Here is a 16,517-nt window from a genome sequence, read left to right as displayed (position 1 = left end):
CTCCCTGGAGGGAACCGTGAGCTTCTGGGAATACCTCGACAGCCGCCGCGAACGGCTCGTCTTCGAGACCTGGCAGCACGCCAGCATGGTGTTCCAGACCGTCCTGGTCGCGCTGGTGATCGGCGTGCTCATCGGCATCGCGGTCTACCGGAGCGAGCGGATGTCCGCGTTCGCCACCAGCACCGCCGGGGTCCTGTTCACGGTCCCCTCGCTGGCGCTGCTCGGCCTGCTCATCACCCCGCTCGGGTTAGGGGTGGCGCCCAGCGTGGTGGCGCTGACGCTGTACTCGCTCCTGCCCATCCTCCGGAACACGATCGTCGGGCTGTCCGGGGTCGATCGCACCCTTGTGGACGCCGCACGCGGCATCGGCATGACCCGCACCGCGATCCTGTTACGGATCGAGCTGCCGCTCGCCTGGCCGGTCATCCTCACCGGTGTCCGCGTCAGCACCCAGCTCGCCATGGGCATCGGCGCCATCGCCGCCTACGTGAACGGCCCCGGCCTCGGCGAGCAGATCTTCTCCGGGCTGGCCCGGCTCGGCGGCGCCAACGCGATCAACATGACCCTCGCCGGGACGCTCGGCATCGTCCTGCTCGCCCTGATCTTCGACGGCTGCTTCATGCTCGTCGGCCGCTTGACGACCCCGAGAGGCATCCGTGTCTGACGCCACGCCAGCGCCGTCCCCCGGCGCCACCGCAGCCGCGCCCCCCTCCAAGGACGAGGAGCGTGAGGACCACAAGGGCATCCAGCTCATCAACGTCACCAAGCGTTACCCCGGCCAGCGGACACCTGCCGTCGACGATGTGACGCTGACGATCCCGGGCGGCGAGATCGTCGTGCTGCTCGGCCCGTCCGGCAGCGGCAAGACCACGATGATGCGGCTGATCAACCGGCTGATCGAGCCGACGTCCGGCAAGATCATTGTGGCGGGCCGGGACGCCCTCGGACTGGACGCGACCGAGCTGCGGCGCCATATCGGATACGTCATCCAGAACGCCGGGTTGTTCCCGCACATGACGGTCGCAACGAACGTCGGCCTCGTCCCGCAGATGTTGAAATGGGACAAGGAGCGCATCGCCGCCCGCGTCGACGAGCTGCTCGAACTCGTCGACATGGACCCGGCCACGTTCCGCGACCGTTACCCCAGGGAGCTGTCGGGCGGCCAGCAGCAGCGCGTCGGGGTCGCCCGCGCCCTCGCCGCCGACCCGCCCGCGATGCTGATGGACGAGCCGTTCGGCGCCGTCGACCCGATCACCCGCGAGCACCTCCAGGACTCCCTGCTCCAACTCCAGGAGGAACTCGGCAAGACGATCGTCTTCGTCACCCACGACATCGACGAGGCGCTCAAGCTCGGCGACCGCATCGCCATCCTCGACCAGGGCTCGCGCGTCGCGCAGTACGCGACACCGCAGGAGATCCTCCTCAACCCCGCCGACGCCTACGTCGAGCAGTTCATCGGCGGCGGCCAGACGATGCGGCTGCTCCAGTTCAGCCGTGTCGCGGACGTCCCGCTGCAGCAGGTGCCCGAGGCCGCCCCGGACGACGACGCCGCCACCGTCCGGGAACGGATCGAGGCCGGCGAGACCACGTTCGGGATCGTCCTGGACGAGGCGCGCCGCCCGGTCCGCTGGATCCACCTGGAAGACCTCGACGGGATCGCCGGGCCGATCGGCACGCACGGCGTGACGACCGCCCCGCCCATCCGCACCCGCTACACCCTCCAGCAGGCACTCGAACGGCTCATCCTGATCGAGCACGACTGGGTGCCGGTCGTCGGGCCGCGCGGCGTCTACCGGGGCACCGTCACCCTCGGTACCCTGCAACACGCGATCAAGGAGATGAAGAGCCAGACCAGCAACGGCGAACGACCGGCGGCCGGCTCATGACCGCGCCGCCCCGCGACCCGTCCGCGCGGATCGACCCCGCCCCGGGTGCCGCCGGCGCCGCGGGCACGCACGGCCCCGACGAGCCGCGCACGGCCCTGCACTCCCCCACCAGCCGCTCCTGGCGCGCGTTCCTCGAACCGCTGGTCGTCGTCGCCGTCGGCGCCGCCTGGATGCTGTACGTGGAGAACTCCGACCTCGACAGCATCGAGGAGCGCACCCTCAAGCCGCACTACGTGTGGCAGAAGACGTGGGAGCACATCGAGCTGACCGTCGCGTCCACCCTGGTCGTGCTGGCGATCGCGATCCCGCTCGGTATCGTGCTCAGCCGCGTGTGGGCCCGTCCAGTGACGCCGCTCGTGCTGGCGGTGGCCAACATCGGCCAGTCCGCCCCGGCGATCGGCGTCGTGGTGCTGCTCGCGGTCATCATCGGCATCGGCTTCTGGACGGCCGTCGTGGCGCTCGTCGCCTACGGGGTGCTGCCCGCGCTGCGCAACACCATGGTCGGTCTCCAGCAGGTCGATCCCACGCTGACCGACGCCGGACGCGGAATCGGGATGTCCCCGGCGATGGTGCTCGGCCGCGTCGAACTGCCGCTCGCCACGCCCGTGATCCTCGCCGGGATCCGCACCACCCTCGTCCTGATGGTGGGGACGGCGAGCATCGCGTCCTTCATCAGCGGCGGCGGGCTCGGCGACCTGATCACCACCGGCGTCAGCACCCAGCGCACCCCGATCCTGCTGACCGGCTGCATCCTCATCGCCCTGCTCGCCCTGCTGATCGACTGGCTGGGCGGGATGGCGACCCGCTTCCTGGCGCCGAAGGGGCTGTGATGCCGCGCAGGACTCCGCCGACCCCACGCAGGCTGCTCGCGGTAGCGCTCTCCGTCCTGCTGCCGACGCTCGCCGCCTGCGGCCTGAAGCCCGCCTCGGCGTTCATCCCCGCCGTCGAGCCGGGCAGCATCCGGCCGATCCCGGGACTGGAGGGCGCCAGGCTGCGCGTCACCTCCAAGGAGTTCACCGAGCAGCTCATCCTCGGCAAGATCGCCGTGCTGGCACTGAAGGCCGCCGGAGCGGACGTGGTGGACCACACGAACGCCCAGGGCAGCGTCACCTTCCGCAAATCGATCACGAGTGGCGAGAACGACCTCGGCTGGGAGTACACCGGCACCGGATGGATCACCTACCTCGGCCGCGAGGACCCCATCGTCGACCCGCAGAAGCAGTTCGAGGCCGTCCGCGACCTCGACCTCAAGACGAACCACATCGTCTGGCTGCCGCCTCCCGCACCGTTCAACAACACCTACGCGATGGCCGTCACTTCCAGGACGCGCACGACGTACGGACTGCGCGACCTCACCGACATCGCCAAGCTCCCCACCGGCCAGCGGACGTTCTGCGTCGCACCCGAGTTCCTCGCCCGCAACGACGGCTTCCGCGGCATGCTGAAGGCCTACGGGCTGTCCTACGGGTCGTCTGTGCCCGCCGGCAACGTCCGGCAGATGTCCGAAGGCGTCATCTACCAGGCCATCACCGACGACCGGTGCACGTTCGGCGAGGTCACCACCACCGACGGCCGCATCCAGGCGCTCGACCTGAGCGTCCTGTCCGACAGCCGGCACTTCTTCCCCAACTACAACCCGGCGATCACCGTCCGCGAGCCGGTGCTCCGCGCGCACCCCGAACTGACCGGCCTGTTCGCCAAGATCAGCCCGAGACTGACGACCACCGTGATGCGCGAGCTGAACAGCAAGGTCGACGTGGAAGGCGAGGACCCCGCCTTCGTCGCCCGCGACTGGATGCGCGCCCAGGGCCTCGTCACCTGACCGCGTCAGGCCCCGGCCGGCGGGATGACCGGCAACCCCCCGGGCGCCCCACCCTCGATGAGCCGCCACACCGCGTCGGTATCGAGGTGCTCCTCAACGAGATCGCCGAGCGCGTCCAAGGTGGCCTCCCGCAGCGCCTGGAACGCCACATCCGGCGCGGGAGTGAAGTCACGCCCCGCCTCATGCGCGACGTCCCTCAGGAAAGCGCGGCGGAACCCATCATTTTCCAACGCCCCATGCCAGGTCGTGCCCCATACGGCCCCCTGACGGCACCCATCCAGAAAAGGCTCCCCGCCCTCCACCGTGACGACCCCGTGATGGATCTCATAGGCCCGGACGTCCTCTCCATAGGCCCGCCCCTCCGGCCGCCCGAGCACCTTGCCTTTCCCAAACGCAACGCTCGCCGGCAGAAGCCCGAGACCGTCCACCCTTCCCTCCCTGGACTCCACATCGTCGTCGATCTCCCCGGCGAGCATCTGGTAACCGCCGCAGATCCCGAGGACAGGCGACCCGTCTCGCGCCCTGCGCAGAACCTCCCTGGCCATTCCCCGCTCACGCAGCCAAGCCAGATCACTCACGGTCGCGCGCGTGCCCGGCAGGATCACGAGATCCGCCTCCGCCAGATCCCCCGCGCTGGCCGCATAGCGCAGCACGACACCGGGCTCGCAGGCCAGCGCGTCCAGATCCGTGAAATTGGAGATCCGCGGGAACCGCACCACCGCGACCCGCAGCGTCTCTCTCCCGTAAGGACTCCTCGCCCCCGGCCGGGGCGCGTCCAATGCCAGGGTGTCCTCAGAGTCCAGATACAAACCCAACTGCCAGGGCAGCACACCGAGAACGGGCCGCCCGGTGAGCGCCCGCAACTGCTCCAGTCCCGGCTCCAGCAGTTCCCGCGCCCCCCGGAACTTGTTGATCACGAACCCCGCGATGAGCGCCTGATCCGCCTCTTCCAGCAAGGCGACAGTCCCGTACAGCGACGCGAAGACACCACCCCGATCGATGTCCCCCACGACCACCACAGGAATGTCCGCCGCCCGCGCCAACCCCATGTTCACGATGTCCCCGGCCCGCAGATTGATCTCCGCCGGACTGCCGGCCCCCTCGCACACGACCACGTCGAACTCGTCCCGCAATTCGGCAAGGCTGTCCTGCACAACCCCCGCAAGCCATTGCTTGTGCGCCCCGTACTGAAGAGCATCGACTTCGGCCACGGGCCGTCCCAGAACCACGACCTGACTGCGCCGATCGCTACCCGGCTTGAGCAGCACGGGATTCATGACGGCCCGAGCCTCCACACCCGCCGCCTGCGCCTGCATGTACTGCGCGCGCCCGATCTCGGCACCGTCCCCCGTCACCATCGAGTTCAGGGACATGTTCTGCGCCTTGAACGGCGCGACCTTCACTCCCCGCCTCGCCAGCCAGCGGCACAAGCCCGCCGTCACGACACTCTTACCAGCGTCGGACGTCGTCCCCGCCACCAGCAGCGCCCCGCTCACCGCCGCCCCCACGCCACGACCGCCGCCAGCCCTGCCGCCGCCAAGGCGACCTTCGCCGAAAGCCGCACGGCCCTCCGCACGTCCGCGACTCCGGGCGCCCGCCCGTCCCCCATCCCTGGACGCCGCTCGACCTCTCCCCCGTACGAATTGGCCCCGCCCAACCTCACCCCGAGAGCACCCGCGAACGCCGCCTCGCACCGTCCGGCATTAGGGCTCGGATGGTTCCTGCCGTCCCTCCGCAAAACACGCCACGCCTCACCGCTCCCCGAGCACGCCACGGTCAGCAACCCCGTCACCCTCGCCGGCACCCAATTGGCCACATCATCAAGTCGCGCCGCAGCCCACCCGAACCGCTCATACCGCGGATTCCGGTACCCCACCATCGCGTCCAACGTATTGATGGCCCGATAGGCGACCAGCCCCGGAATCCCCGCCACCGCGCCCCACACCAAAGGCGCGATGGCCGCATCAGAGGTGTTCTCGGCCAAAGACTCGACCGTGGCCCTGGCCAACTCCGCACTCCCGAGCCCCTCAGGGTCCCGAGCACACAAATGAGACAACCGCGCCCTGGCGGCCGCCACGTCCCCCCGCTCCAAGGCGGAGGCCATAAGACGGCCCTCGCGCCCCAGCGAAGTCCCTCCCAATACAGCCCAGGTAACAACCCCGGTCACCAAAGCCCGCGAAACCTCTCCCCGCAAACCCCGCTCAACGACAACCCCTCCAACAAGAGCACCCCCCACCAACACCCCGACGTACAGAACCCCCCGCCCCCGCGAATCCGAATAGACCGACTCCTCGAACCTCGAGGCGACACGCCCGAACCCGGCGACCGGATGCCCCCGCCGCGGGTCCCCGAACAGGGCGTCCAGCGCGACACCCAACAACAGTCCCTCAGGAGAGACACGCATCAAGCTCATCCCAATGCCCCTCCATCCAATCCTGAGCCCGCCGAATCCGCGGCCCCGCCCCGCCCTGCCAGATCCGGGCCCAACCACCCCCACCCCGAGCCCTCGCCTCCATGGCCCGATACGACCGCTCGAACCGCACCCGCGACGCCGGCAGCACCGCACGCCGCATCTCCCGGTCCAACCCGTACGCATCACAGAAGACCCGCAACCGCCGCCCCACATCCACCCGATACAACAACGCGTCCCGATCCGCCGGATCCGCGATGGGCCCCCAATGCCGCAACGCCGTCACCACGTCGTACAACCGCGTCGTGGGCCGCGCCAGATCGAAATCGATCAACGCCACCGGCCGCCCACCCCGAAAGACCACATTCTCCGGCGTCACATCACAGTGCCCGATGATCTCCGGCGCCCCATCCAGATTCGACGCCTCCACGTCCCAGGGCGCACCGACGGGAGCCTCATAACCCGCGACGGCCTCGTGATACCGCCGCAACAGCACCCCAACGCCCTCCAGCGCCCCCTCAGTCACCACATGGGCCGCCAGCGGCCGCTGCCCCGCCTCCCCCGGCACCCAACTGAGGACCTCCCGCCCCCGCCCGTCCACTCCGAGCACCCGCGGCGCCTCGAACCCCACCCCCTCCAAATACCGCAACAACCCGTGCACCGCCGGACTATGCGCCCGCAACGGCCTCCGCACCGTATCCCCGACCCGCACCACGCCCTCCGTCACGTCCCCGCCGGAGAGCGGCACCTCACTGTCAACCGCCACAGCACCCCAAGATATGACCCCCCACCCCCCACTCCGCCCGTTACGGCCGTTTTAGATGTGGAGCCCAGCCACGCACACCCATACACTGTGTCCCGGCGCCCCGCCGGGCCGCCAAGCGCCCGTAGCTCAGCTGGACAGAGCATCGGACTTCTAATCCGACGGTCGCGGGTTCGAATCCTGCCGGGCGCGCCCCCTCTGACCTGCGGTTTTACCGTAGACGCATCACTCGATCACGCCCGGAATGTCCCCGTGTTCGCTCGATGTTCGCTCGACAGTCGGCACCCGGTCGCGATCACCCTCCGCAAACACCTCGACCACCACCCGCAGCCAACCCCCACCCCCCAGGCCGCGCAAACCCCATCCACGCACGGGCTCCCGAACCTCCAGCGCACCCTCCCCTCGCGGAGACCAGAAGGCCGACGGTCGCGGGTTCGAATCCTGCCGGGCACACAACCCCTGACCAGCCCAAACACCACGCCTTGGACCAGCCGCCCCAGACGCGTGGGGCCGGGCCGAGGCTGGCCTCGGTCACGGGCACCACCCACAACAACAGGCCGCGGACTTCGACGTCGACAACGCCTGTGGAGCCACAGCCAGGCAGAACTCATTGCGGATCGACCTGTCACGGTGGCCGATACGGAGGGCTATCCAGTTAGCCCTTCGACCGAAGAACAGGACGGGGAGCCCAAGGCTCACGTTCACCGAACGGCGGCAGACCCGCCCACTCGTCCACGCTTAGCGGCGTTGTGGCCGTCCGACGTCCCGGGGGCGGGCGTTTGGCCGGACGGACCGCTTGACGATGTGATCGGAGCCGACGACACCCTGGTCGGACGCGGCAACGAAACCCGTTCAGCCAATGCCATGGATCGGCCAGGCATTAGTGCATGCATCGGGTCCTTGCACCCGACGCGACCAACCGACGCTTGACCGATCATTCCGGTTTACAACAGACTCTGACCCGTTTAGGTCACGCCATGACTGGCCATGTCATCAAGGGTGAGATGGCTGAATCAATCTTCGAGTATGAGAAGCATCTTGTTCGGATGATGAAAATTTCATAGCTTGGGAAGGCATGATCTTGCTCTCAATGCAGTGGCCAGCATGAGTAAACAAATAAAAGAGATCCGCACAGGAGGTTGTAAACAGATGACATCAACACCGCATGTGTTCAGGGACCAACCCGAAGGGAAACTCAATCAATGGCAAGTCTAATTCCGTCCGGGTCAGCCACATTCCAGAATTCAGTGAGAAGAGGCATGCCTCCCCCGAACAACAAAGTTCGCGGCTTAGGCGTCTTGGCGGCGACCGTGAGCTTCCTGCTGGTGCTCGTTGCGATTCCAGGCACCGCGATGGCCGCAGGTCCACCGCAGACACCGGTGAAACTCAAAGCCGGTCCAGTGGAGTCGACCGGCGGCGCCGTCGTGTTCAGCGACAAGCCGACCCTCAAGGCCACGGCGACAGACCCGGACGGCGACGCACTGAATTACGCCTTCGAACTCCTGGATGAAGCCACCCAGGCGGTGCATACCTTCACCGCCGAAAAGGTTCCCTCAGGTCAAGAAGCGAAGGCCGTCGTGACCGGGAACCTGCGTAATCCCGGAGTGTTCAAGTTCCGGGTGCGCGCGTCCGATGGCGCCAGCACCAGTGAATGGTCCGGATGGAAGCAGTTCACCGTGGACGCGCCTCTGGCGCCGACAGAACTGACACCGCGAGGATCCACGCCCCGAATCGACCCGGAGAACCCGGTTCTGTCCGGTGTCGTGTCACGCCCTTCCGGGCGGCCCGTAACGGGGAAATTCTTCCTGTACGACGAAGCCGGAAATCCGGTTGAGCCACGTCCATACGCCGAGGGCATCGCCTCGTCCAGCGAAAGCCCGCGTGTCTCGCTGCGCCTGCCGGACAATTTCGTGAAAGAGGGCAAGACCTATCGCTGGCGGCTTCAGGCGTGCGTCGAGTGGGTGTGCAACGAGACGTTCGGCGACAAACGGTTCACCGTTCCGGCCACACCGTCCGCCCCCACGCCCCAGACCGTGACCCTGGGCAAGGACAAGCTCAGCATCGCCACTGGGAGATCGGCGGCGGATGCCTGCTCCGGCAAGCCTTGTCCTCTTGATCCGGGTTCCCAGGTCCGCGTCGGTGGTAGCGGCGCTGAGGAACTCATATCCCTGGTCAAGGTCAACATGGCGGCCCTGCCCGCCAGAGCCAGAATCGTCTCGGCGAAGCTGAACCTCGGCACGCCGTCATGTGCGCCCGGTTGTCCCGGCGCGGGCAAGGTCGCGGCGCACCAGGTGAAGGCGTCGCTGCCGGACAACCCCACAGGTCATGACGTTCTCGCGAGTTCATTGCCGGACCCGGTCGGGGAGTCTGCGTTGGACGACGCGAGGATCGATCTCGGTGGGCTCGCCAACATCTGGCAGAACAACCCGAGCACCGCAGCCAGTCTGGCCTTGACCGCCAAGAATGCCGCCGACACGGTGGCGTTCGGCGCTGATGGCGCGCCGGAGAAGATGTCCGTGGTCCTGGAGTACCTAGCCGCAGGCCCTCCGGGTAAGGTACCGGAGATCTCCGCCCGAGCCGGAGAAGGCGGTGCGCTCGCGGTCTGGGCGCCTCCGGACGACCTCGGCGCGCACGCACCGGAGGAGCAGAAGGTCGTCCAAGATTACGAGCTTCAGGTCCTGGACACCTACGACACCCCGGAGCGAACAATCCGCGTGAAGGATCTTCGTGCCGTGGTCACCGGATTGAACAACACCAAGTCCTACAAGTTCCGGGTACGCGCACGGACCGCCTACGGCGTCGGTGAATGGGCTGAAAGCAAAGTGTTCACACCTGCGGCGGTGCCCGGTGGCCAGCAGCGTTATCTTGACGGCATGCGCCAGTACGCGCTGAGCCGTGAGGGCCTGCTGGAGGGCAAATACAGTGACGCCGAGCAAGCTGTCAGCACCAGTTCTCAGGGCGGTACCTTCCGCTCGGTGCTCTACACCGAGGCGGAGCAGCTCCTCGCAACCCGTGCCTACGGGGCAGCCGGCAATGCCGCCCAGGTCAGCACCCAGATGAATCCGGTCGACACCTTAGTGAGCTATTCCCCCAACGAACAAACTGTCACGGTGCGTACGACCCTGCGCGGCACGACGGTTTACGCGAATGACTATGGGACCGGAGCAGAGAAGCGTGTCACCAACACCTTCGTTCGCACTGGAGACTTCACCTTCACCCTCCCGCCCAGTGACAAGCTCGGCTCGACCGCTGACGCTTCGCCGACGCTGGTGCAGTCGGTGGCGGCCCTGGGAGCCGACGGCCCGATCATCGGTATTGAGCGGGTCAACGCCTACACGGCCGAGCAGGCCCGGCAGCTTCAGGGGTTGGGCAAAGACCAGTCCTTCCCCCTCAACAGCACCGGCGGCAAGGTGTCGGAGACCAAGAAGCGCGTTGCCGCCCGCCTCTGGCCGGTCAACAACCGCAATATCGGGGTCTGGGCCGCGGAGAAGGCGCCAACAGAAGAGCACGAATACGGCCAAGACTGTACCAACTTCATCTCCAAAGCGATTCGTCATGGTGGAGGCGCCGAAGAGGTCGATGGGGACAGGGAGAGCGACAAGGCCTGGTGGGAGAACCGAAAAGTCAAGCTGTTCTGGCGCAAGGACTCGTACACCTGGGCCGCAGTGGTGAACAACCATCGCCATTTCAGCAGCCAGGGCCGAGTCTACTGGGAGAAAACGTACGACGAGGTGACCGTCGGCGACTCGATGTACTGGGAGAGCAAAGCAAAGAAGACCCTCACCCACGCATCGATCGTTTCTCAGGTCACGGCCCCCAGTCAGTACGGAATCTACTACGCCCAGCACAACTCACCCAACCACGACACCTACAAGCCGCTGTGGCAGGGGCTGGCCCCCGGAAACTACAGCGCGCTCGGGTTCGCTTTCGTGCTCTGGTGAAAAGTAGCAACTCGACACAGAGGTAAAGCGGACGGTACTTGCAGTGATTTCCTGGCCCTGGGTGGGATGCGCCTCCGAGAGGAGCATCCCACCCAGGGGTGTAACAGGCCGCAACACTGCGATCTTGAAGACGGAATTTTTCTGTGAAAGTGATCCGGCAATCACCGCACCCGTGGGCCTGGAGAGGATTCTCTATAGGCGCGGCAGCATTCAGCGCCCTAGCCGCTTTGATCCTCTGGGTGATGAATATCCTTGCAGATCGCGCCACCCGTGCCACATGGCGAGCATGTGAGGTGAATCCGGCTTCTGCGCAATGGACCAAAGGATATCCTTTCATCGTCCCAGTATGCTCGCTGATAGCACTGTTGTTCGCGGTTGTCTTGGCCCTGACCGCGCTGATCGTCGTACGGCGGTCTCCTATCTGGACCAAGGTGGTCAGTGCATCCGCGCTGTGCGCGGCCATCCTCTTACTGTTTCCGATTACCTGGAGAATAGAAGAGTACGACGACTATCCTGGAGCGGACATCTCAACTCTCAACGCGCCGTGCCCCCAGTGACCGACTTCCAATCCGACGGTCGCGGGTTCGGATCCTGCCGGGCACGCAAACCCTGAACTGTAGTCTTGCCACTGCCGAGATCCCGGACGACGCACGATATGTCCCTGTCCGGTCGACGCCTGCTCGACTGTCGCCGCCCGGTCGCAGAACCCGTCTCCAACCCACTTGACCACCAGTTCCAGGTGCCCCCGGCCAACGCGCCGACGCACCCGCGATGGCCACGGGCCGGCGGGGGTTGGACGGCTCCCGGTCGACCATTCGACTGAAACGGCGAACCGATGTCCGCGTCCAACCGCAGGTTCGGATGCGGACACCGGTGCCCGGAATCCGACGGTCAATCTCCGCCGGTCATCGTCTTGACGCCTCAGCCAGGTGTGCGATGCGTCCCGGTGTCACCGTTTCGGTGGGTTCGGGTTCGGTGCGGGCGTTGAGGATGACGGCGGCGGCGTCTTCTGCGGGCTGGCGGGCCAGGTCGGGCAGGACGCTGGTGTAGGTGTCGGAGGCGACCGTGATCGACGACAATCCCAGGGTCTCCTGCACGACTTTCAGGTCGTGCCCGGCGCGCAGCAGGAACTGCTCGGACACCACCATGGGCGCCAACGGAGCCTGTGGGGTGCGGATATTCGGTTTCGCCCGCTGAGCAGGGGGTTCCGCGTCCGGCTACGCGGCGGCGGTGTACTCATTGATCAGCCCGTTCACTGCGCGGCGGCGCTAGAGCCGGATGATCTGTCCCGGATCGCCGGAAACCGGCGGCACCGACGAGGGGTCCGGCGGCCGCCGGTCTCGCGCCCGATACGGACGCCAGGTGTTGCAATGACGCTCGTACGCCCAGAGCACCTGGCGGAGATGGTGCTCGTTGTAGATCAGTAGCCGGTCGGTGCACTCTCGGCGTACGGTGCCGACCCAGCGTTCGGCGATCGCGTTCGCTCGTGGTGCGCGGACCGGCGCCCGGATCACCCTCGCACCCAGCCAGGCGAACACCTCGTCCAAGGACCGCGTGAACTTCGCATCCCGGTCTCGGATGAGGAACCGCACCTGTTCGGCTCGCTCTCCCAGATCCATGACAAGGTTGCGGGCCTGCTGAGCCATCCACTCACCCGTCGGGTTCGCGGTGGCGCCGGCGATGTGCACGATCGGGGTGGCGTGCTCGATGAAGAACAACACCTAGATCCGCTTGAGGAAGACCGTGTCCACGTGAAAAAGGTCGCAGGCGATGATCCCTTCAGCCTGCGCCTTCAGGAACTGCGCCCACGTGGGGCCGGTACGTCGTGGAGCGGGTCCCAGGCCGACGCGTTTGAGGATGTCGCGCACCGTGCTGGGCGGTACCGTCACGCCGACCCTGGCGAGTTCGCCGCTGATTCTCTGGTAGCCCCAGGTCGGGTTCTCCCGGGCCAACCGCAGCACCGCCGCACGGATGGCATTCCGGGTGCAGGGCCGACCAGGTCGCCGGCGCGGGTAGGTCCATCGGCGGGCGAGCAGACGGCGGTGCCAGCGCAAAAGCGTCGCCGGGGTCACCGTGAAGCTGCCCCACGACGACCGGGGCAACAACCGCGCCAACGCGGCCAGCAACACCCGGTCCCCGTCGTTCAGGTCGGGCCGGCCGACCTGACGGCGCAGCACCGCGACCTGATGCCGGAGCACCACGATCTCGAGATCCTTGGCCCGATCACCACGCCCAGCAATATTCACGAGCCGAAGGATCCGACCGAACAGAAGGAAAAGCACAGACCAAGACACAAGCAGCCAGGATGCCCGCCACACGACCATGCTCAGGCCACGAACCAGCAGGTCAGAGACCCTCAACCCAGTTTCCGCACCCCACACCATGTGTACGGTGCTGGCGAAGAACGCCGCCGAGATCGGGATGACCATCAAGGTCCGGCAGGTCGACACCGCCACGCTGTTCGGCCCCAACTTCCACGACTGGAAGTTCTCGGTCGAGAAGTGGCCGCCGCAGGGCGACTACCTGACCCTGATGACGCTGACCGACCTCAGCGACACCACCAAGCTGACCCACCAGCCCGAGGCCGACCTCCGCGAGCTGCGGTCGATCTCCGAGAAGGCGCAGGCCACCGGCGACCAGGCCGAGCGGCTGCGGCTCACCGAGCGGATGTACCGGATCCATTTCGACCGCGGGGGCTGGATCGTCCCGTTCTTCGCCAACGTCGAGAACGCCCACAAGGTCCAGACCGGCGGCTGGCCCAAGAACGACTTCTCCGGACGGACGTTCGGCAACGCCCACTTCGAGCAGGTCTACCTGGCCTCCGGCTGACCCGCGGCGGGGGCGCGGGCCAGCCGCTACGCCGGGGTCAGCGGACGGGCGCCGGCATGATCGGCAGCGTGATCGACGACGGGTGCTCCGGGTCGTGCAGGACGGTCTGCGACGCAGGCTGCGTGGTCGTGTCGGTGCCGAACTTCCCGCCCGTGTTCGGGTTCCGGTCGTACATCGGGAAGTTGCTGCTGGAGATCTCCAGCCGGATGCGGTGGCCCGCCTTGAACATGTTGCTGGTCGGCCACAGCTTGATCGTGTACTTGTAGACCTCCCCGGGGGTTATCAGCTCCGGCTTCTCCAGCGAGACCCGGTACCGGGCGCGCTGGATGCCGTCCCGGACCAGCATCGAGGTGCCGTCCGGCTGGACGTCGGTGAGCTTCGCCGTCCAGTCGGTGTCCTTCGCCGAGGACCTGGCGTACAGCGTGACCGAGATCGGGCCGGTGACCTCGGTGTCCTTGGTGAGCCGCGGGGTGCTGTAGACCAGCACGTCCGGCCGTTGCTCGACGGACCGCTGGTCCCGCGGGCCGCCGGGCACCGAGCTCTGGAAACGGCCGCCGACGCTCGGTACCGGGTTCGCCGGGTCGTACTGGTACTGGTCGGCCTTCTCGTCCGTCGCGGGCGCGGTGGTATCGAGCGTGCCGCCGCCGTTCGCCGTGTTCGCGTCGCCCTTGCTGTGCAGGTAGTACGTGGTGTTGGCGGTGCCGGGGATCGGCCAGGAGTCGGCTGTGCGCCACTTGTTGGCGCCCATCACGAAGACCTTCACCGGCGGATCCTTGTCCACGCCGTTGTCGATCCCCTTCAGCCAGTGGTCGAACCAGCGGAGGTGCAGATCGCCCACCGCGACGACCGCCTCCGGACCGAAGTCGACGTCGCCCACCTTGCGGTCCGAGCCGCCGTGCGTCCACGGCCCGACGATGAGCTGCGTGCCCTGCCGGGCGACCTCGGACCCGCCCTGGGCGCGCATACCGGCGAAGTTCTCCACCGTCCCGTTGAGGAAGATGTCCGACCAGCCGCCGAAATTCAGCGATGGCACCTTGACCTGCGGATACTTCGTGCGGATGCTCCAGCGCTTCCAGTAGTCGTCGTCGCTCGGGTGGTCGATCCAGTCGAAGTAGTACGGCGCGATGCGGTTGTCCCCCGGGTACAGCGGCGGGAAATTGTTCAGCGGCTGGTGCCGGTACCACTTGGCGTGCAGGTCCTTGGACGCCTGGTTCATCTCCGCGCGCAGCTTCGCGCCGTCCGGGAGCTTGCTGGTGACGCCTCCGGTGAGGAAGCTCAGCAGCCAGTCCTGGATGAACGACTGGTACAGCGCGCCGCCCTCGTAGGTCCATCCGTCGTAGATGTCGGAGGACGTGAACGCCGGGGCGATCGTGACAAGGTGCGGGGGCGTGAGGGTGGCGGGCAGCCACTGCGTGAGCCCCGGATAGGAGAACCCATACATGCCGACTTTGCCGTTGGAGTGCGGCAGAGCGGCGGACCATTCGATGGCGTCGTAGCCGTCCTCAGCCTCACTCCGGTACGGGTAGAAGGTTCCATCCGACTTGTACTCGCCGCGGACGTCCTGCACCACGACGAGGTAGCAGGCCTTGGCGTAACGGTCGGGGGGGCCATAGACGAAGCTCAGGGCGCCCTCCTTGTTGTAGGGCAGCCGCATCAGGATGACGGGGAACTCGCCGGTCCCTTTCGGCGTGAACACGTTGCTGCGCAACACCGTCCCGTCCCGCATAGTGGCAGGGACGTCCTTCTGGACGCTGAATTCGCACTCCTCCGCCTTCTGCGGGGCGTCGGCCGCCGCACCGGGCACGGCGGCGACGCCACCCAGCAGCACCACGGCCGCCGCTACAAGGGACAGCCGCCAGCTGCGACTTCTTCTGTTCGCCCAGGTCGTCCGCCGTCTCGCGCGCATCGCCGCAACCCCTTCCTGGCCGGGGCGGCGGGGCCGCCCGCCGACTGTCAGACGTCGTCGGGCGGAGCATCGCATGATCACGACGGCTGGTCAGGAGGGCGGTCAGAGGCTGTCGGTCGAACGGTCGATCTGTGCGACGAACGGTCCGTTTGTGGCGAATTGCCGGAATCTATCGGACGCGCGGACGCGCTCCCTTCGTCGGTGCATCGCGCCACACGTCTAGGCCGGCTCGGCCCCGTGCCCGGCCGCGATCGCGTCAATGTGGCGGGCCAGCTCGAAATCCTTCACGGTGATCCAGCCGCCGGCGTTGTGGGTGGTGATCGCGAACCTGATGCGCTGCCAGGTGCTGTGGATGTCCGGGTGGTGGCCGACCTCTCCGTGGACGGTGCCGCCCTCACTCACCGGGGGAGCGTCCACGCCGATCCACAATGGATCAAGGTCGACCTCGGAAGCGTCCGCCAGATCACCGGAGTCAGGCTGACATGGGAGACCGCGTTCGCCAAGAGCTACCGCATCGAGGTCTCCAACGACTACGGCACATGGAGCACCGTCCGCTCCACCACCACGGGAGCGGGCGGCGTCGAGCGCATCTCGCTGAGCACCAGCGGCCGCTACGTCAGGGTTTACGGCACCGTCCGCGGCTACTCCCTCTGGGACCTCAAGGTCTTCGGCTCACTAGCACGGATCTCCGCGGCAGGAGACGAGGGTGTCCAGCGCCGACGCACGACAAACGACTGGACCACCCTCGCCGCCGCACGCGCCCCGCATTGCTCCCGCCCGCTACGCACCGACGATGACATTCCGAAAATTCTCGGGTCACGACCGTGCAGCAGCGGCCAAAGCCGAGGTGAGGTCGGCCTTGAGAAAGGCAAGGCGAGCGAATCCATCGGTCCTGCCCATTTCGGCCTTAAAGGCTGTCCCGTAACGCCAGGCGATCAAGATCGTTGATCTTGGTGTGGA

At 67.0% G+C, this 16,517-nt stretch carries 16 protein-coding genes and 1 tRNA gene; 9 read left to right on the top strand and 8 right to left on the bottom strand.

The window, feature by feature from the left end:
• Nucleotides 1-16 precede the first annotated feature (16 nt).
• The 4 genes from AMA02S_RS21090 to AMA02S_RS21075 are packed head-to-tail and all read left to right on the top strand — an operon-like array spanning nucleotide 17 to nucleotide 3,708.
• Nucleotides 17-664, top strand: coding sequence for an ABC transporter permease (locus AMA02S_RS21090; protein WP_067461322.1), 648 nt, complete (start codon nucleotides 17-19; stop codon nucleotides 662-664).
• The gene (locus AMA02S_RS21085) at nucleotides 657-1,886 is read left to right on the top strand and encodes a betaine/proline/choline family ABC transporter ATP-binding protein (RefSeq protein ID WP_157430751.1); all 1,230 of its coding nucleotides are present in this window, start codon (nucleotides 657-659) and stop codon (nucleotides 1,884-1,886) included. The genes AMA02S_RS21090 and AMA02S_RS21085 overlap by 8 nt, the downstream gene beginning before the upstream one ends.
• Nucleotides 1,883-2,716: an ABC transporter permease gene (locus tag AMA02S_RS21080; RefSeq protein ID WP_067461070.1), complete on the top strand. Its 834-nt coding sequence runs from the start codon at nucleotides 1,883-1,885 to the stop codon at nucleotides 2,714-2,716. Before AMA02S_RS21085 ends, AMA02S_RS21080 begins: the two co-directional genes overlap by 4 nt.
• Nucleotides 2,716-3,708, top strand: coding sequence for a glycine betaine ABC transporter substrate-binding protein (locus AMA02S_RS21075; RefSeq protein WP_067461069.1), 993 nt, complete (start codon nucleotides 2,716-2,718; stop codon nucleotides 3,706-3,708). The genes AMA02S_RS21080 and AMA02S_RS21075 overlap by 1 nt, the downstream gene beginning before the upstream one ends.
• Before the next feature lie 5 nt (nucleotides 3,709-3,713).
• Here the strand turns inward: AMA02S_RS21075 and AMA02S_RS21070 are convergent, their stop codons facing one another.
• The 3 genes from AMA02S_RS21070 to AMA02S_RS21060 are packed head-to-tail and all read right to left on the bottom strand — an operon-like array spanning nucleotide 3,714 to nucleotide 6,884.
• Complete coding sequence (locus AMA02S_RS21070; RefSeq protein ID WP_067461320.1) at nucleotides 3,714-5,204, bottom strand: cobyric acid synthase; 1,491 nt, start codon at nucleotides 5,202-5,204, stop codon at nucleotides 3,714-3,716.
• Entirely contained in the window at nucleotides 5,201-6,112 is a 912-nt protein-coding gene (locus AMA02S_RS21065; protein WP_067461068.1) for a cobalamin biosynthesis protein, read from the bottom strand. Before AMA02S_RS21065 ends, AMA02S_RS21070 begins: the two co-directional genes overlap by 4 nt.
• A complete protein-coding gene (locus tag AMA02S_RS21060; protein ID WP_157430750.1) occupies nucleotides 6,096-6,884 on the bottom strand; it encodes a phosphotransferase enzyme family protein in 789 nt (262 codons plus the stop codon). The genes AMA02S_RS21065 and AMA02S_RS21060 overlap by 17 nt, the downstream gene beginning before the upstream one ends.
• Before the next feature lie 115 nt (nucleotides 6,885-6,999).
• Here AMA02S_RS21060 and AMA02S_RS21055 point away from each other — a divergent pair.
• From AMA02S_RS21055 to AMA02S_RS42035, 3 genes are all read left to right on the top strand, one after another.
• Nucleotides 7,000-7,073 (top strand) — tRNA-Arg (locus AMA02S_RS21055).
• 1,118 nt (nucleotides 7,074-8,191) lie between these two features.
• On the top strand, nucleotides 8,192-10,822 hold the full coding sequence (locus AMA02S_RS21050) for an amidase domain-containing protein (RefSeq protein WP_169806870.1): 2,631 nt from the start codon (nucleotides 8,192-8,194) through the stop codon (nucleotides 10,820-10,822).
• A gap of 143 nt (nucleotides 10,823-10,965) precedes the next feature.
• The gene (locus AMA02S_RS42035; protein ID WP_169806869.1) at nucleotides 10,966-11,379 is read left to right on the top strand and encodes a hypothetical protein; all 414 of its coding nucleotides are present in this window, start codon (nucleotides 10,966-10,968) and stop codon (nucleotides 11,377-11,379) included.
• Nucleotides 11,380-11,727: 348 nt separating this feature from the next.
• Here the strand turns inward: AMA02S_RS42035 and AMA02S_RS21045 are convergent, their stop codons facing one another.
• The 3 genes from AMA02S_RS21045 to AMA02S_RS43590 all read right to left on the bottom strand — a co-directional run bounded on the left by AMA02S_RS21045 (nucleotide 11,728) and on the right by AMA02S_RS43590 (nucleotide 13,251).
• Complete coding sequence (locus AMA02S_RS21045; RefSeq protein ID WP_067461065.1) at nucleotides 11,728-11,970, bottom strand: hypothetical protein; 243 nt, start codon at nucleotides 11,968-11,970, stop codon at nucleotides 11,728-11,730.
• 120 nt (nucleotides 11,971-12,090) lie between these two features.
• Complete coding sequence (locus AMA02S_RS43595) at nucleotides 12,091-12,543, bottom strand: integrase core domain-containing protein (RefSeq protein WP_218005073.1); 453 nt, start codon at nucleotides 12,541-12,543, stop codon at nucleotides 12,091-12,093.
• Nucleotides 12,544-13,251 carry a helix-turn-helix domain-containing protein gene (locus tag AMA02S_RS43590; protein WP_218005072.1) on the bottom strand — a complete coding sequence of 236 codons (708 nt, stop codon included), beginning with the start codon at nucleotides 13,249-13,251 and terminating at the stop codon, nucleotides 12,544-12,546.
• Between AMA02S_RS43590 and AMA02S_RS21035 the strand changes: the two genes are divergently transcribed.
• The gene (locus AMA02S_RS21035) at nucleotides 13,214-13,651 is read left to right on the top strand and encodes a periplasmic substrate-binding domain-containing protein (protein ID WP_067461064.1); all 438 of its coding nucleotides are present in this window, start codon (nucleotides 13,214-13,216) and stop codon (nucleotides 13,649-13,651) included. The two genes, AMA02S_RS43590 and AMA02S_RS21035, sit on opposite strands and share 38 nt — an antisense overlap.
• 37 nt (nucleotides 13,652-13,688) lie before the next feature.
• On the opposite strand, the gene AMA02S_RS21030 is transcribed toward AMA02S_RS21035, so the two are convergent.
• Nucleotides 13,689-15,557: a CocE/NonD family hydrolase gene (locus AMA02S_RS21030; protein WP_084265424.1), complete on the bottom strand. Its 1,869-nt coding sequence runs from the start codon at nucleotides 15,555-15,557 to the stop codon at nucleotides 13,689-13,691.
• A 219-nt stretch (nucleotides 15,558-15,776) separates the two neighbouring features.
• The gene (locus tag AMA02S_RS42960) at nucleotides 15,777-15,959 is read right to left on the bottom strand and encodes a 4a-hydroxytetrahydrobiopterin dehydratase (RefSeq protein WP_169806868.1); all 183 of its coding nucleotides are present in this window, start codon (nucleotides 15,957-15,959) and stop codon (nucleotides 15,777-15,779) included.
• On the opposite strand from AMA02S_RS42960, the gene AMA02S_RS42955 reads away from it, so the two are divergent.
• Nucleotides 15,936-16,505: a discoidin domain-containing protein gene (locus tag AMA02S_RS42955; protein WP_169806860.1), complete on the top strand. Its 570-nt coding sequence runs from the start codon at nucleotides 15,936-15,938 to the stop codon at nucleotides 16,503-16,505. The two genes, AMA02S_RS42960 and AMA02S_RS42955, sit on opposite strands and share 24 nt — an antisense overlap.
• The last annotated feature ends 12 nt before the right edge of the window (nucleotides 16,506-16,517 follow it).

It is taken from the genome of Actinomadura macra NBRC 14102 (assembly GCF_001552215.1).
Taxonomy (GTDB): domain Bacteria; phylum Actinomycetota; class Actinomycetes; order Streptosporangiales; family Streptosporangiaceae; genus Spirillospora; species Spirillospora macra.
This window is presented reverse-complemented; position numbering and strand designations above follow the sequence as displayed.

Bases quoted from the DNA above. Each gene is read 5' to 3' on its own strand.
- AMA02S_RS21080 (WP_067461070.1), top strand. From the start codon at position 1,883: ATGACCGCGCCGCCCCGCGACCCGTCCGCGCGGATCGACCCCGCCCCG.
- AMA02S_RS21075 (WP_067461069.1), top strand. From the start codon at position 2,716: ATGCCGCGCAGGACTCCGCCGACCCCACGCAGGCTGCTCGCGGTAGCG.
- AMA02S_RS21065 (WP_067461068.1), bottom strand. From the start codon at position 6,112: ATGCGTGTCTCTCCTGAGGGACTGTTGTTGGGTGTCGCGCTGGACGCC.
- AMA02S_RS21045 (WP_067461065.1), bottom strand. From the start codon at position 11,970: ATGGTGGTGTCCGAGCAGTTCCTGCTGCGCGCCGGGCACGACCTGAAA.
- AMA02S_RS43590 (WP_218005072.1), bottom strand. From the start codon at position 13,251: ATGGTCATCCCGATCTCGGCGGCGTTCTTCGCCAGCACCGTACACATG.
- AMA02S_RS21030 (WP_084265424.1), bottom strand. From the start codon at position 15,557: ATGCGCGCGAGACGGCGGACGACCTGGGCGAACAGAAGAAGTCGCAGC.